This is a genomic window from Bacillus sp. I-2, from assembly GCF_001974945.1.
In the GTDB taxonomy this organism is placed as follows: domain Bacteria; phylum Bacillota; class Bacilli; order Bacillales; family Bacillaceae; genus Bacillus; species Bacillus safensis.
Genome location: NZ_LZRW01000022.1, coordinates 1 through 14335, shown reverse-complemented (window position 1 = coordinate 14335; position 14335 = coordinate 1). Strand labels below are relative to the sequence as shown.

General features: G+C 40.7%; 20 protein-coding genes, 1 tRNA gene, 1 rRNA gene and 1 riboswitch. Of the genes, 17 read left to right on the top strand and 5 right to left on the bottom strand.

The annotated features are described in order from the left end of the window. Window positions 1-11 precede the first annotated feature (11 nt). From BAE31_RS06390 to BAE31_RS06340, 11 genes are all read left to right on the top strand, one after another. Window positions 12-395 carry a phage tail-collar fiber domain-containing protein gene (locus tag BAE31_RS06390; protein WP_041107568.1) on the top strand — a complete coding sequence of 128 codons (384 nt, stop codon included), beginning with the start codon at window positions 12-14 and terminating at the stop codon, window positions 393-395. Between the two features lie 15 nt (window positions 396-410). Then, window positions 411-1289, top strand: a complete 879-nt coding sequence (locus tag BAE31_RS06385; RefSeq protein ID WP_076839872.1) for a hypothetical protein — start codon at window positions 411-413, stop codon at window positions 1287-1289. Window positions 1290-1299: 10 nt separating this feature from the next. After that, window positions 1300-1629, top strand: a complete 330-nt coding sequence (locus BAE31_RS06380; protein WP_024425892.1) for an XkdW family protein — start codon at window positions 1300-1302, stop codon at window positions 1627-1629. Further along, complete coding sequence (locus tag BAE31_RS06375) at window positions 1626-1799, top strand: phage portal protein (protein WP_024425891.1); 174 nt, start codon at window positions 1626-1628, stop codon at window positions 1797-1799. The genes BAE31_RS06380 and BAE31_RS06375 overlap by 4 nt, the downstream gene beginning before the upstream one ends. A 7-nt stretch (window positions 1800-1806) precedes the next feature. Further along, window positions 1807-2934 carry a pyocin knob domain-containing protein gene (locus BAE31_RS06370; protein ID WP_024425890.1) on the top strand — a complete coding sequence of 376 codons (1128 nt, stop codon included), beginning with the start codon at window positions 1807-1809 and terminating at the stop codon, window positions 2932-2934. Window positions 2935-2977: 43 nt separating this feature from the next. Further along, a complete protein-coding gene (locus BAE31_RS06365; protein WP_249895849.1) occupies window positions 2978-3673 on the top strand; it encodes a hypothetical protein in 696 nt (231 codons plus the stop codon). Between the two features lie 37 nt (window positions 3674-3710). After that, window positions 3711-3854: an XkdX family protein gene (locus BAE31_RS06360; RefSeq protein ID WP_034624530.1), complete on the top strand. Its 144-nt coding sequence runs from the start codon at window positions 3711-3713 to the stop codon at window positions 3852-3854. A 36-nt stretch (window positions 3855-3890) separates the two neighbouring features. Further along, complete coding sequence (locus BAE31_RS06355) at window positions 3891-4103, top strand: BhlA/UviB family holin-like peptide (RefSeq protein WP_012011023.1); 213 nt, start codon at window positions 3891-3893, stop codon at window positions 4101-4103. Between the two features lie 11 nt (window positions 4104-4114). Then, on the top strand, window positions 4115-4378 hold the full coding sequence (locus BAE31_RS06350) for a phage holin (RefSeq protein WP_019743388.1): 264 nt from the start codon (window positions 4115-4117) through the stop codon (window positions 4376-4378). A gap of 19 nt (window positions 4379-4397) precedes the next feature. Continuing rightward, window positions 4398-5201: a peptidoglycan recognition protein family protein gene (locus tag BAE31_RS06345; RefSeq protein WP_076839870.1), complete on the top strand. Its 804-nt coding sequence runs from the start codon at window positions 4398-4400 to the stop codon at window positions 5199-5201. A 116-nt stretch (window positions 5202-5317) separates the two neighbouring features. Further along, complete coding sequence (locus BAE31_RS06340) at window positions 5318-5500, top strand: hypothetical protein (protein ID WP_076839868.1); 183 nt, start codon at window positions 5318-5320, stop codon at window positions 5498-5500. A gap of 52 nt (window positions 5501-5552) precedes the next feature. On the opposite strand, the gene BAE31_RS06335 is transcribed toward BAE31_RS06340, so the two are convergent. Together BAE31_RS06335 and cudC are read right to left on the bottom strand one after the other, a co-directional pair. After that, a tRNA-Ala gene (locus BAE31_RS06335) sits at window positions 5553-5625 on the bottom strand. 72 nt (window positions 5626-5697) lie between these two features. Next, window positions 5698-6255: a choline uptake/conversion transcriptional regulator CudC gene (gene cudC / locus BAE31_RS06330; protein ID WP_076839866.1), complete on the bottom strand. Its 558-nt coding sequence runs from the start codon at window positions 6253-6255 to the stop codon at window positions 5698-5700. 206 nt (window positions 6256-6461) lie between these two features. Between cudC and betB the strand changes: the two genes are divergently transcribed. Further along, the gene (gene betB, locus BAE31_RS06325; RefSeq protein ID WP_076839865.1) at window positions 6462-7931 is read left to right on the top strand and encodes a betaine-aldehyde dehydrogenase; all 1470 of its coding nucleotides are present in this window, start codon (window positions 6462-6464) and stop codon (window positions 7929-7931) included. A gap of 27 nt (window positions 7932-7958) precedes the next feature. Continuing rightward, window positions 7959-9167, top strand: a complete 1209-nt coding sequence (locus tag BAE31_RS06320) for an iron-containing alcohol dehydrogenase (protein ID WP_076839863.1) — start codon at window positions 7959-7961, stop codon at window positions 9165-9167. Between the two features lie 39 nt (window positions 9168-9206). On the opposite strand, the gene BAE31_RS06315 is transcribed toward BAE31_RS06320, so the two are convergent. Beyond that, window positions 9207-9686: a DinB family protein gene (locus BAE31_RS06315; RefSeq protein ID WP_024423236.1), complete on the bottom strand. Its 480-nt coding sequence runs from the start codon at window positions 9684-9686 to the stop codon at window positions 9207-9209. Window positions 9687-9893: 207 nt separating this feature from the next. Here BAE31_RS06315 and BAE31_RS06310 point away from each other — a divergent pair, with 207 nt between their 5' ends. The 3 genes from BAE31_RS06310 to BAE31_RS06300 all read left to right on the top strand — a co-directional run bounded on the left by BAE31_RS06310 (window position 9894) and on the right by BAE31_RS06300 (window position 12688). Next, complete coding sequence (locus tag BAE31_RS06310) at window positions 9894-10424, top strand: NfeD family membrane protein (protein WP_034284306.1); 531 nt, start codon at window positions 9894-9896, stop codon at window positions 10422-10424. Window positions 10425-10435: 11 nt separating this feature from the next. After that, complete coding sequence (locus tag BAE31_RS06305; protein ID WP_024423234.1) at window positions 10436-11983, top strand: flotillin family protein; 1548 nt, start codon at window positions 10436-10438, stop codon at window positions 11981-11983. Window positions 11984-12133: 150 nt separating this feature from the next. Then, window positions 12134-12688, top strand: a complete 555-nt coding sequence (locus BAE31_RS06300) for a GNAT family N-acetyltransferase (protein ID WP_076839862.1) — start codon at window positions 12134-12136, stop codon at window positions 12686-12688. Here the strand turns inward: BAE31_RS06300 and BAE31_RS06295 are convergent. Both BAE31_RS06295 and thiT read right to left on the bottom strand, forming a co-directional pair. Further along, complete coding sequence (locus BAE31_RS06295) at window positions 12648-12836, bottom strand: hypothetical protein (RefSeq protein ID WP_076839860.1); 189 nt, start codon at window positions 12834-12836, stop codon at window positions 12648-12650. The genes BAE31_RS06300 and BAE31_RS06295 overlap by 41 nt on opposite strands. Window positions 12837-12928: 92 nt before the next feature. Continuing rightward, complete coding sequence (gene thiT / locus BAE31_RS06290) at window positions 12929-13504, bottom strand: energy-coupled thiamine transporter ThiT (protein ID WP_076839858.1); 576 nt, start codon at window positions 13502-13504, stop codon at window positions 12929-12931. A gap of 98 nt (window positions 13505-13602) precedes the next feature. Beyond that, window positions 13603-13704: riboswitch (TPP riboswitch) on the bottom strand. Between the two features lie 435 nt (window positions 13705-14139). Between thiT and BAE31_RS06285 the strand changes: the two genes are divergently transcribed. Then, window positions 14140-14335 (top strand): 16S ribosomal RNA (locus BAE31_RS06285); the annotation flags it as partial.

Here is a 14335-nt window from a genome sequence, read left to right as displayed (position 1 = left end):
GGAGGATCACAATGGCTGATCAATTAACCGTAACAACACTGTATGCACGTCAACAAATGGCAAAGGCAAGAGCCGAAGGAACAAAACTCACAAAAGTCGTCAAAATGGCATTTGGAAATGGGGGAACGAAGGATGGAAAACCGATCTCACTAGACGGCACTGAACAAAAACTAAAAAAAGAACTAGTTCAAAAAAATATTGATTCATTTACCTTCATGGAACCAGCAAAAATCCGCTACACCTGCACGATCGCCGAAGGAGAACTGGCAGGAGAAGTGATCAACGAACTAGCACTTGTCGACGAAGAAGGCAAATTCACCGCCATCCGCACCATGACAGACAAACAAAAAGACGGCGACATCGAATTTGTTTTTGAGATTGATGATATTTATTGATGGAGGAGAAATGAAGTGGACATAAAATCACCTTTACCGTTTGAAACCTCTGACAAAGCACATGCCAATTTGTTTAACAGGATGGTCGACACACTTGTGGAAAATGACAATGCGCTTAGTAAACAAATAGCAGGGATCACAAATGAAAGCTTATTCAAACTAACAGGGGATCAAGCCATTCAAGATGCAACAGTCAGCGGCGAGGAATATCCAATAGGTATTACATTCATGGATATTGGTCAAGCCAATGATACGGGATACCCTACAAGATTCGGCTTTGTGAAAAATGAAAAATATAGTAACTTTCGATTTGTTCAATATTATTATGGGACTGGAAACGAAGCAGGCAGCTATTTTGATAGCACAGGTACGTGGTGCCGTCATTGGTGGACTGGGTCGGGGTGGACCGAGTGGCATAAACTCTCTGGGTTCTGTCATGCCAATATAGGTACAACTGGGAAGCAGTTATTAACCAAGGGAGAGTATCAAAAAGTCCTTTTTAATCGAAAGATAAAAGACAGTCATAACAATTTTGATATCAAAAATAATCGCTTCATCTGCCCTGAAAACGGAATGTATTCAGTGAATGCTGGTGTGTATATTGAAAGCTTTCAACGGTATGCAAACTTTGAATTATCGATCTATTTAAATGGAAAAAGATATAAAAATATTTCACATCAAAGACAAAGTCCGACAAGCCCATCTGATACGTTGAGCTTTAGTATGGGACTTTATGGTTCTGCCAATGTACCGGCTAATAAAGGGGATTATTTAGAAATTTACATGTACGCAGGGTATGACGGAGACGTTAGTCGTTATATATCAGATAACTCAGGCTGGTACAACTATTTTGACATTACAGAAGTAGGCGGCCGAAATTTCCCGCGAGTATAGGAGGGTTTTGATGATTTTATATGAAGCCATTAAATATAAATATCCCGCTGCGGATCCGCAAAAGGATTTTGAACTAAGAAATGACGGTGCTGGTTCGTATATAGATGAATGGTATCTTGATGTGCCCAAACCAACAGAGAAAGAGTTGAAAAAATGGTGGGAGGAATCACAAGCCAATCCAAGGTATCAACCACCGCTCCCGCTAGATTATCTAGCACAAGAAGTAGCAAAAGAAAAGCTGATGAGAAAACAGCTTGAACATCAATGTGATCTTCTATCAAACGAACTAAAAGCGCTAAAAAATGAGATCCTTTTCATTAAAGGAGAGAGTGATAGATGAGTTATTGGGTAATGGCATTATATTTCAAATGGGTGACACCTGGATTGGTCAAACAGGCAATTGAACTAGGTGATTGTTCAATGGAAGATCTAAATGCAGGATACGAGCAAAGGATACTCACTTTAGAGCAGCTGCAAGAGATTGAACCAAATTTCAAGGCAAGGGAGTGAAAACCGAATGGAAATAAAAGAACCAAAACCATTTAACGTGAATGATAAAGCGCATGCAGATCTGTTTAATGACATGGTCAGAGTATTACTTGAAAATGATACTGGATTATTAGAGCATCTCTTAAAACATACAAATGATGGCGGAGTACACGCATCTGAAACAGAAAAGAAAAAATGGAATGAATCCCAGAGTTATAAGATCACGGCTGATAGTGGAAGACAGCTTATCAATGTGTCAGCCGGGGAAAGCATATTTGATGCGATAAAAGACAAAGGAACATGTACATTTTATGCAGCTGCTGGCGTGGAGGATTCACCTGCCTTACCGAATGTATCAATAAGAGGGCTGCAGACAGTAGGGCAAGAAAATATTGGATCTGGCTTTGCGATTGATATGTCAGGTAATGCTTATTTTTTCTATTATGATGCTGGACATACATCGATTTCATGGACAAAGCTGCCTACAGAAAGCGATATGAATAGATGGGATAACGGTCAATTAGTAAAAATCACACAAGATAATGGAAAGCCCATTTATCATGGATTTGCTAGCGAAACAGACTATAACACCCTCACTCAGACAGGAATGTACCTCATTTATAACCAAGGTATAAACGGTCCATCATCCTTTAATCGAGTGTTTTTATTGGTCATGAGTTATGGCAGTACATTAGTGCAAATAGCATACGAATCTGTTTATGGGAAGAACACATACTTTAGAGTTCTTAAACACAATGCAGAATCATGGACACCATGGGAGAAGCAAATCACGCTATCAGATTTATTAGAAGGATCTTGGGAAACACCTAAAGAGATTAAAAGCAATTGGAAGGAATATGACCCTATTAATTTACCAGTAAAATATCGCAAGAATCTCCTAGGTGAAGTTGAGATAGTAGGAGCTGTAAAAGGTGGGACATTAGGAAATAATGCAGTGTTTAATTTGCCTGAAGAATATCGGCCGAAACAGGCAATGCATTTTGTAGGAGTCGCTTCTAGTATAGGGACTCCAGGAGTACCACAATTCCATCGTACCTTAATAGATAAAGAGGGTAATGTATGTGTACAATCATCTTCAAATAACGCCAATCCCACTGAGTTTATTACATTTGGTTTTAAGTTCAGCACAAGGTGAATAAAATCAATATTTAGAGCTGAAATATAAAAGGAGAATGTTCATGGAGATAAAGACACCTCGTTCTTTTAAAGTCAGTGACAAAGCCCATGCAGATCTGTTTAATGACATGATCAAGGTTATTCTTGAAAATGATGTTGGACTTTTGGATCAAATCAATCAACACAAAAATGATGCAACATCTCATGTATCTGTAACAGAAAAGCATAAATGGGATCAATCTCAGTTATATAAAATGACAAATGATAACGGGTCCCAGTTGGTGAATATCCCTGCTGGCGGCAGTATTTATAACGGGATTAAATCGTTAGGTGCCTGCTCGTTCTATGCTCCGGGAGGTTCTGGAGTAGTCGATTCTCCTGCTATAGGTAATGCTGCATTAAGAGGCTTTCAGCTTGTAGGTCAAAATAATATTGGCGTAGGAATCGCGATTGACACATCAGGCAATGCATTTTGTTTTTCCTATCATGTGAATGACGTCGGAATTAACTGGCTCCAATTGCCGACACAAAATGAAAAAAACAAATGGGACGCAGGACAACTATCTAAAATCACTGCTGACGATGGAAAAGCTTATGAAAGAATTAATGCAAACGATCCTAGTATTTTAGATAAACTTATCAAATTACCTGGCGTGCATTCTTGGTATATTCATGAAGCACACCCCGATCTGCCTACAAAAAGTTCTATGAGGGTCTTATCAGTCTTTAGTGAAAATACTTATGGCTGGATCATTTAACGCAGCTATTTGCTATCTTTAAAGGAGCTGAATCAAAATGATGTTTCCAACTGTAGCAGATATCAAACAATTTTGGGACTGGCAATGTTACGGCCCAGAGGACATTGCATTTTATGTAAGCATCGGCTGGATCTCGGCAGATGACTATCAAGACATAACAGGAGACAAATACGAAGCCTAATGGCTTTATTTTTTTGCCGGAAAGAAGGTGATTCCAATGGAAGTAGATGTCGTACAGAACTTAATGACACAAGGCCCCTTTGCCGTTCTCTTTTGCTGGATTCTGTTTTATGTTCTCAACACAACGAAGGAACGAGAAAATAAGCTCAATGCACAAATCGAGGCACAAAATGAAGTGTTAGCAAAGTTTAGTGAAAAGTATGATGTCGTGATCGACAAACTCGACAAAATAGAACGAAATTTAAAATAGGAGGAAAGATCATGAAAACATTCGACAAAGGCACTGTGATTCGCACAGTGCTTCTTTTTATTGCTCTGATCAATCAAACGCTTGTCATGTTTGGACAGACGGTGCTGCCGATTAGTGAGGAGCAAGTACAAACCGCAGGTGAAGCACTTTATGTGGCAGGTTCTACGATTTTTACTATGGTCACAGCGGTAATAGCTTGGTTTAAAAACAATTATGTGACCTACAAAGGCCAATTACAAAAAGATGCTCTGAAACAAAGAGGGCTAACAAAATAATACTTGAAGGAGAAACGACATGGTAAAAATCATTCAAGCATTGATTCCAAAACAACATCGCAACAGACCAGGAAAAACAATGAAGCCGCTCTATATTACAGTGCATAATACGTCTAACAGTGCAAAAGGTGCTAATGCAGCCAGTCATGCAGCATTTGTTGCACGTTCAAGTACCGGGGTGAGCTGGCATTACACCGTTGATGATAAGGTGATTTATCAGCATTTACCGTTAAACGAAAACGGCTGGCACGCAGGGGATGGCAGAGGCACCGGCAATATGAAATCAATTGGTATTGAAATTTGTGAAAATGCAGACGGCAGCTTTGAACAAGCAGTCGAAAATGCCCAATGGCTCATTCGAAAGCTGATGGGAGATTTCGGAATTCCTTTATCAAATGTAGTGCCTCATAAACATTGGAGCGGGAAAGAGTGTCCAAGGAAACTTCTCGGACGATGGGATCAGTTTAAAGCTGGAATAGCCACAGCACATACCGGTAGCAAAAGCACAAGAAAACCAGTTCAGACAGAAAGCTTGAGCCACAAAGCACCCGTTCCCAGACAAAATTCGTCAAACCTGCCATCTGGCATTTTAAAAGTCACCAAGCCCTTGACAAAAGGCCCTCAAGTCACAGCCGTGCAAAAAGCCTTATCTTCCCTCTATTTTTACCCAGACAAAGGGGCAAAAAACAACGGGATTGATGGCTATTATGGACCAAAAACGGCGAATGCGGTCAAGCGGTTCCAGCTCATGAACGGCTTAGCTGCAGACGGAATTTACGGACCGAAGACGAAGAACAAAATCGAACAACTACAGAAGAAGTGATGATCTATAAAAAAAGCTATCAGCAAGTGAGGAAATGCTTCCTTGCTGATAGCTAACTAAAATTGACTTCATTTGTGATATAATCGGCCAAATCACTATTTTGAGAGGAGAGAAAAATGAAAAAAGAACTGTTCCAGATCATCATGCTGTCAGTGCTGCTCATCTATTTCTTTTATCACGGAATGACGAGCGATTTCCCTGTGTCCTACACAATCATTCTCATCCTAACTTATCTTTCTGTGATCACATACCGCATCATAAAGGTATTAAGAAAAAACAAAGAACAAACAGAACTGTAAGAGATATGTACATAAAAAACCATCCTTGATTTTACAAGAATGGTTTTTCGTATGGAGCATAGCGGGATCGAACCGCTGACCTCTACGCTGCCAGCGTAGCGCTCTCCCAGCTGAGCTAATGCCCCGAGGTATGACGACATAATTTATTATAATCAATCCTCCTGTGAAATTCAAGCTGTAAAACATAAACACATCGTCTATTTTTCTTTCTGTTCAATCGGAATATAGTCAAAAATTTCACCAGAATGAACAGAATGGGCTAATCGTCTCAGCCAGTCATAATAGGCTTTTGAGCTTTCAAGCTGCTCAATGAGCTGCTGCGCTTCTTCTCTTATATGTTCCTCCAGCTGATCATCACGCGCCACCTCTTGAAGCTGCTCTTGCGCTTCTTCAATTGCCGCTAAATTGACCTCGACCTCACGTTCCCATTTTTGCGGAAAGAAGTTCGTGAAAAACTTAAAAAAGTCTTTTTCCGCAACAAAGCTGTGTTTTCTTCGGCCCCGGTGAAACGTCTTTTTGACAATATTCATGTCTTGCAGCTTTTTCACACCAGTACTCATACTGGGCTTACTCATTTGCAGCTCTTCACGCATTTCATCCAGCGTCATTTCCTCATTTAAATACATTGTCCCATATAGAATACCTGCACTTCGTGTAATGCCATAGAGATCCATCGTTTCAGCTATGGAATCAATGACTAGATCTTTAGCAGCTAAAATACGATCTTCTGCTTGCGGTTTTTCCTGCTTTTTCATTTTGTCCCTGCTTTCTATTAAGAAAATTCAATCCGTTCAAAAAAATCTTTATGGACTATATGTTAACGAAAGAATACAAAATGTCAAAATAAATGAAGCATATCTCCCTTTGACAGAAAAATTTGAACATGATAAGTTAATTATGTTCAAAACGTTAAATTTTTATTTAACAAACTTATCAAAGAGAATCAGAGGAGGTTCCTTCTATGAGTCAAACACTATTTATAGACGGACAATGGGTTGGCGCTAAAAGTAGCGACACGCGAGATATCATCAATCCGTTCAATCAAGAAGTGATCGCGACAGTCAGCGAAGGATCTAGAAATGACGCGCAGCTAGCCATTAAAGCAGCGAGAAAAGCATTCGATCAAGGGGACTGGGCAAACATGCCTGGACTTGAAAGAGGAAATATTGTGTTTAAGATAGCTGAATTGATTAGACGTGATCTTGATGAATTAGCCAAATTGGAATCGCTTGATACTGGCAAAACATTAGAGGAAAGCAAAGCAGATATGGACGATATTGCGAACGTGTTCCAATATTACGCAGGTCTGGCTGATAAAGATGGCGGGGAAATCATTGCATCACCAATTTCAAACTCGAAAAGTGAATTAGTCAGAGAGCCTGTCGGTGTATGCGGACAAATCACTCCTTGGAACTATCCATTGCTTCAAGCAAGCTGGAAAATCGCTCCTGCACTTGCGGCGGGAAATACAATCGTTCTAAAGCCAAGTGAAATCACACCACTCACCACAATAAAAATATTTAAACTCATGGAAGAAGCGGGCGTTCCAGCAGGCGTTGCAAACCTTGTGCTTGGACCTGGGGCAACCGTTGGTGATGAGCTTGCTGTAAATGATCAAGTAGATCTGATTTCATTTACAGGCGGTATTGAAACAGGGAAGAAAATTATGCAGGGAGCCAGCGGGAATGTGAAAAAAATAGCCCTTGAGCTTGGCGGAAAGAATCCGAATATTGTGTTTCAAGATGCTGATTTAGACGTAGCGGTTGACCAGGCAATGAATGCTGTATTTTTCCATGCAGGGCAAGTGTGTTCAGCAGGTTCACGTTTGCTAGTGGAAGAATCTATTCATGATGAATTTTTAGAAGAACTGGTGAAGCGTACGAAAAAAATCAAGCTAGGCAGCGGCTTTGATGAAGACACCCAGAGCGGGCCGCTCATCTCAGCTGAGCATCGAGAAAAAGTAGAAAAATACGTCAGCATCGGTTTAGAAGAAGGCGCTAAGTTAGAGACAGGCGGAAAAAGACCTGACGCAGAGGAGCTGCAAAATGGGTTCTTCTACTTGCCGACCATTTTCTCAGGCTGCACGTCAGATATGCGGATTGTACAGGAAGAAGTCTTTGGACCCGTCCTGACAGTCGAATCCTTCCGTACAGAGGAAGAAGTCATCAAGCTGGCAAATGACACGATTTATGGTTTAGCAGGAGCTGTTTGGTCTTCTGATATCAGCAAGGCCGAAAGAGTGGCTCGACAATTAAGATTAGGCACAGTTTGGATCAATGACTTCCACCCTTATTTCGCTCAAGCACCTTGGGGTGGCTACAAGCAATCAGGCATTGGGCGCGAATTAGGACGCACGGGACTTGAAGAATATACCGAACTGAAGCACTTATATCGAAATACAAAACCTGAAGCGGTTCATTGGTTTAAATAAAAATTACGCATTTGGAGGAGATTCTTTATGACACTAAATATGAAAATTGAAAGCATGCAGAAATTCCACACATTTGAAATTCCGACTGTTATCAAACACGGCATTGGTGCAGTGAAACATGTTGGGGAAGAAGTGAAAGCATACGGCGTTTCAAAGGTATTGCTTGTAACAGACCCTGGTATTTATCAAGCCGGCGTGGTGGACCCAGTCATTGCTTCATTAAAAGAAGCGCAAATCGATGTCGTTCTATTTGATAAAGTAGAGCCAAATCCGCCAGTCCGTCTAGTGAGCGAAGGATCTGCTTTATATGAAAAAGAAGGCTGTAATGGATTAGTCGCAGTAGGCGGCGGCAGTTCAATGGATACAGCAAAGGCAATCGGAGTAGAGGCAACTCATGAAGGTTCAGTCCTTGATTACGAAGCAGCAGAGGGAAAAAAACCGCTAGAAAACAGAATCCCTCCTTTAACCACTATTCCGACAACAGCTGGTACAGGTTCCGAGGTAACGCAGTGGGCGGTTATTACTGATGAAGAAAGAGAATTCAAATTCAATACTGGTGGACCTCTCATTGCAGCTCATCTAACAGTAATTGATCCAGAGCTTCATGTGTCCATGCCGCCTCATGTGACAGCAATGACTGGAATTGACGCGCTTGCTCACGCGATTGAATGCTATACGATGAAATTTGCTCAGCCGATTACAGATGCGGTAGCGCTCATGGCAATTGAATATGCTGCTCATTATATTCGCCGTGCCTTTGCTGATGGCGAGGACTTAGAAGCCAGATATGGAATGGCACAAGCTGCGATGCTTGCCGGGCTTTCTTATGGAAGTGAATCAGCTGGAGCTGCACATGCGATGAGTCAAACACTCGGAGGTATTATTCCTGTCGCTCACGGTCAGTGTGTTGCAGCGATGATGGGACCAGTGATGGAGTATAACTGGAAAGGGTATCCGGAAAAATTCGCTCGAATTGCGCAAGCGTTTGGGATTGATACAAGCAGAATGACAACAGAGGAAGCAGCCAAAGCAGCTGTGAACTGGATGTATGATTTAGTGGAGGATTTAGAAGTTCCTTCATTAGAAGAACAAGGTGTATCAAAAGATATGATTGATCGTTTATCTAAAGAAGCGATGAAAGATCCGCAAACAGTTGGAAACCCAAGAGATTTAAACGAAAAAGCGTACAAATGGATTTATGCTCGTTGCTTTGAGTTAACACCTAAAACGGTGTAACAATGAAAAAAGGCTCCCAAAAGGGAGTCTTTTTTATGTCTATAGTTGTTCTTTAATTTCTTTGATTTGATGAATATGGCGTTTTTCGTGTGCGCCGATAAAATCAAGGTATTGCTTAAGGGATAGCTCTTTAAACACAGGGTGTGCAATGACGCGTTTGAAATCTTCCTCAGTAAATGTTGATAAAATTTGATTGAGCTGCTCACGTGCAGTATCGAGCTCATCCTTTAAATGTGTAGGTGTTACATGCTTGCGCTCAGGCTCAACAATACTAGGCGCAGTGGCTTTTTTCGAACGGTCCTCTGCCATTTCTACCGGCTTTGGTTCATATTCTTTAATCGGTGCTTTTTTACCCTCAGCAGCTAGATGTTTTGCTGCAACTAGGTCCATTTTCTTTAAATGATCTGCTACCTCTTGAATACTCCAAGTATCATCAGATAATTTTTGGTTCAATTGTTCTTCGCTCAAACCTTGCAGCTCGTGCCACAATTCTTGTCTCGCTTCATGTAATAAACTCATTTTCTTCATCACCTCAAGGTCAAATTTTAACATAATGGTACATGACAATCATTCTTGAGCTATCCGAAAATCCCTTTGAAGAATTGTGATGAAATATGAAACCTTTACAAAAGTGGTTCGTATTACCTGTTAGAAGGAATACATTGGAGGTGAGTGTGGTCTAAATGAAACAAAAGATGTTCATTTCATGATGAAAGGGTGAGGAAGTTGGATGTGTTCGGGCTGCCTCTTCAGACGCTGTATTTATACATATTGATGATATCAGGAATCCTGACACTTGTTTTCGTCTTTTTCGGCGATGTATTTGATGGATTGTTTGAAGCGATCCCTGTTCCATTCCTTCAACCAACATTGATCCTCGCATTTCTTACCTTTTTCTCGGCTGGAGGGTTTATCTCTGAAAAAACAGCAATTGTAGGAAGTGGACTTGGCGCAGTATTATCTGCCATCCTCGCAGTGATCCTTGTGACCTGTTTGAATGTATTTGTATTAGTCCCGCTTTCCTCTGCTGAAGAATCTCTCTCTTATACGGAAGCCGATTTAAAAGGAAGAACTGGGGAGATCATTGTATCTGTTCCAAAAGACGGATTTGGAGAAGTGCTGTTAATCAGTAATAGCGGGAAAATCTCAAAGCCAGCTGTCAGTTTCGACCAAGAGGAGATTCCATATGGAACCCGTGTGCTAGTTGTCGAAGTGAACAAAGGCGTCTTATCTGTTATACCAAATGAAGAAATCTAGGAGGGAATGCTATGCCAGGAACAACTATTTTAGTGATCATTGGAATTGTGCTTGTAATTCTTATTGCACTTATTGGTGTATTTGTTTCTAAATACCGGACAGCAGGTCCAGATGAAGCATTAATCGTCACAGGAAGTTACCTAGGAAGTAAAAATGTCCACGTGGATGAAGGTGGAAACAAGATTAAGATTGTGAGAGGCGGCGGTACCTTTGTACTTCCAGTCTTTCAACAAGCAGAGCCGCTCAGCTTACTATCTAGCAAGCTAGACGTTTCAACACCTGAAGTCTATACCGAACAAGGTGTACCGGTCATGGCGGATGGAACGGCCATCATTAAAATTGGCGGATCGATTGAAGAAATCGCGACTGCTGCAGAGCAATTTTTAGGGAAAACAAAAGAAGACCGTGAAAACGAAGCGAGAGAAGTATTAGAAGGCCACCTTCGTTCCATCTTAGGATCAATGACAGTCGAAGAGATTTATAAAAACAGAGAGAAATTTTCTCAAGAAGTACAACGTGTCGCTTCTCAAGATTTAGCGAAAATGGGTCTTGTCATTGTATCGTTTACGATTAAAGATGTTCGTGATAAAAATGGCTATTTAGAATCTCTAGGTAAACCAAGAATTGCCCAAGTAAAACGCGATGCAGATATTGCAACAGCTGAAGCAGATAAAGAAACACGTATCAAACGTGCCGAAGCAGATAAAGATGCGAAGAAATCTGAGCTTGAGCGTGCTACTGAAATCGCTGAAGCAGAAAAGATTAATGAGCTGAAAAGAGCAGAATTCAGACGTGAACAGGATACAGCAAAAGCAAGTGCTGACCAAGCGTACGATCTAGAAACAGCTCGTAACCGTCAGCACGTAACTGAACAAGAAATGCAAGTCAAAATCATTGAGCGTCAGAAACAAATTGAATTAGAAGAAAAAGAGATTCAGCGTCGTGAACGTCAATACGATTCTGAAGTGAAAAAGAAAGCAGATGCGGACCGTTATGCTGTTGAGCAGTCGGCTGCCGCGGAAAAAGCGAAACGCCTCGCTGAAGCAGATGCCAAGAAATACAGCATTGAAGCAATGGCAAAAGCAGAAGCTGAGAAAGTCCGAATTGATGGGCTTGCCAAAGCGGAAGCGGATCGTGCAAAAGGGGAAACAGAAGCAGAAGTCATTAGACTAAAAGGACTTGCAGAAGCCGAAGCGAAAGAGAAAATTGCGGAAGCATTCGAACAGTATGGTCAGGCAGCGATTCTTGATATGATTGTGAAAATGCTACCTGAATATGCGAAGCAAGTATCTGCACCACTTTCTAACATTGATAAAATTACTGTTGTGGATACGGGCGGTAACGGAGAAGGCAGCGGTGCCAATAAAGTTACAGGCTATGCCACAAATCTCATGTCCAGTCTGCAAGAAAGCCTGAAAGCATCCTCTGGGATTGATGTCAAAGAAATTATTGAGAATTTCTCTGGCAAAGGCAATGTGAAACAAAGCATCCAAGAACTAACCAATGAAATCAAACAGCCAAGAAAAAAAGAAATCGCTGATCGTCAAATAGAAGAATAAAATCAAAAGAAGACACCTTCTATCAGAAGGTGTCACTTTTTTCTGTAATCATTAAAAGGTATGCTGACAAAACGTCGGTCATTGAATTTTATATAATAGGAATTTATCATAATGAAGATAGGGTGAAAAAAACTAAAAGGAGTGGCGCGGATGAAGGTGAGACATGCTGTACATCAAGATATTCCAAAAATCGCCGAAATACATGTGAAAAGCTGGCAGACGACTTATCAAGGGATTATTTCGCAGGAGTATTTAGATGGTTTAAACATTGCAGAGAAGGAAGAGAGCTGGAGAAAAAGATCGCTTGAAGGCACGTTTGTCGCAGAAGATGCGGATGGCGTATTTGGTTTTGCCTCTTTCGGAAAACAACGTGACGAACGTTATTCTACATATGATGGAGAGCTATATGCCATCTATTTATTACAACAGAAACAGAAATCAGGGGCGGGTATTGCTTTAATTGCTAAAGGTGTCGATTATTTAATAGAAAAAGGGTATCAGAAGTTGATGCTATGGGTGTTTGAACAAAATTCGGCAAAACAATTTTATCAAAAGCTTCAACCTCATTTTGTCGTTACCAGCCAGTTCGAGCTGGCTGGCGAGAACCATAATGAAATAGGATATGGGTGGGAGCTGTCTATATTGAATAACCATGTACAACGAATTAAATCGTCAGCTTCCAGTAATAATGAGAGAAAAAAGTGAAAAGTACAGCAAGCAACATGTAAGAAATAAACGGTGAAGCTTCTACTTTTCCTTTCACGCCTGCTATTTTTAAAGCTTCATAGAAACCTGCCAAGAAATAAGCAAGACTGAGAATATAACAGCAAAGCATAATGGAGTAAGGATTCATTGTCGTACCTCCAGCATGAAATCTTCTATTATTAATAGATTCCATAGAGCGGTAAATTATGCATAAAAAAATAACCAGCTGTAATCAGCCGGTTATTTTTGACGAGGAAAAACCAAACGGGATGCACTTGGGATGAGTATGCAAAGAACGATACTGCAAATAATAAATGAAGGAACCATATATGTGCTGTTATAAATTAAAGAGTAGACCCATCCTGGTGTTCCTTTCGGTGCATATTGAGAAAAGAAAACGACGCCAGAAATAAAGAACGTCAGCAGTCTGAAGAAACTAGCAACAAAAACAGCTAGGGTAATATAGAAGAATTGCTGTTTTCGCTTTTGATCCTGAATGGCTTTTTTGATCAGTCCAGAAAACAGGCCGCTTAAAGAAATAACAACAGATGCAACGAAGTAATCGAGGAATCCTTGAACAGGTGTAGCGATGATCGGGCTATTCATCAGCTGAAGACCTGCGATTAACACACCGATGATAAATCCGGTAGATATTCCCCATCTAATAGACATGAGAATGACGGGAATCATAATCAGCGCAAGAGAACCGCCATTGGGCATTCTTAAAAAGAGACCTGATAAGTAATCTAATACAAGTGCAAGTGAAGTCATAATTGCGATTTCCATCAGTCGTACCAATTGATTTGATTGCTGCATAAAAAAATCTCCTTTTTCATGAATTGAGCAAGGAGAGACCGTGTAAGGATGAGTATGTTATTCATAGAAAAACATATCGATTTGAATACACCGTATGTATTCAAGTGATTCCACATTCCTACTTCAGTATTAACTGACAGGTTCAAAGGGTCAGAACAACGAATGTTCACTCTCAGCACAAAGCTCCCCCTGCGGTTATTAAGTTTCAATCTATTATAAATATACTAAAGACCTGCAGGATCAACAATAGACAATTCCCGAGATAAGCAGCATTTGTATCAATATATAGGAAGAGATAAGGAAAAATAAATTATTTAGAAAAAATACTTGTTTCTTCTTTCAAAAGGTGTTATATTTGTATTCGCCGCTGAAACAGCGCGGTTGATAAATAACATTAAGAAAAAAGTTGTTGACTTTATCTTGATAGAATGTTATATTGATAAAGTCGCCTCTGAGAGACGACGAAGATGATCTTTGAAAACTAAACAAGACAAAACGTACCTGTTAATTCGAGTTTTTATAAAAAAATCCTATGATACTTCATAGGTAGTCAGTCAAACTGGCGAGGCAGGAAATGATCACATGCTAAGTTCGCTACATCGTGTAGCAACGCATGTGTGATATGCATCCTGCATACCTCGGAGAGTTTGATCCTGGCTCAGGACGAACGCTGGCGGCGTGCCTAATACATGCAAGTCGAGCGAACAGAAGGGAGCTTGCTCCCGGATGTTAGCGGCGGACGGGTGAGTAACACGTGGGTAACCTGCCTGTAAGACTGGGGTAACTCCGGGAAACCGGAGCTAATACCGGATAGTTCCTTGAACCGCATGG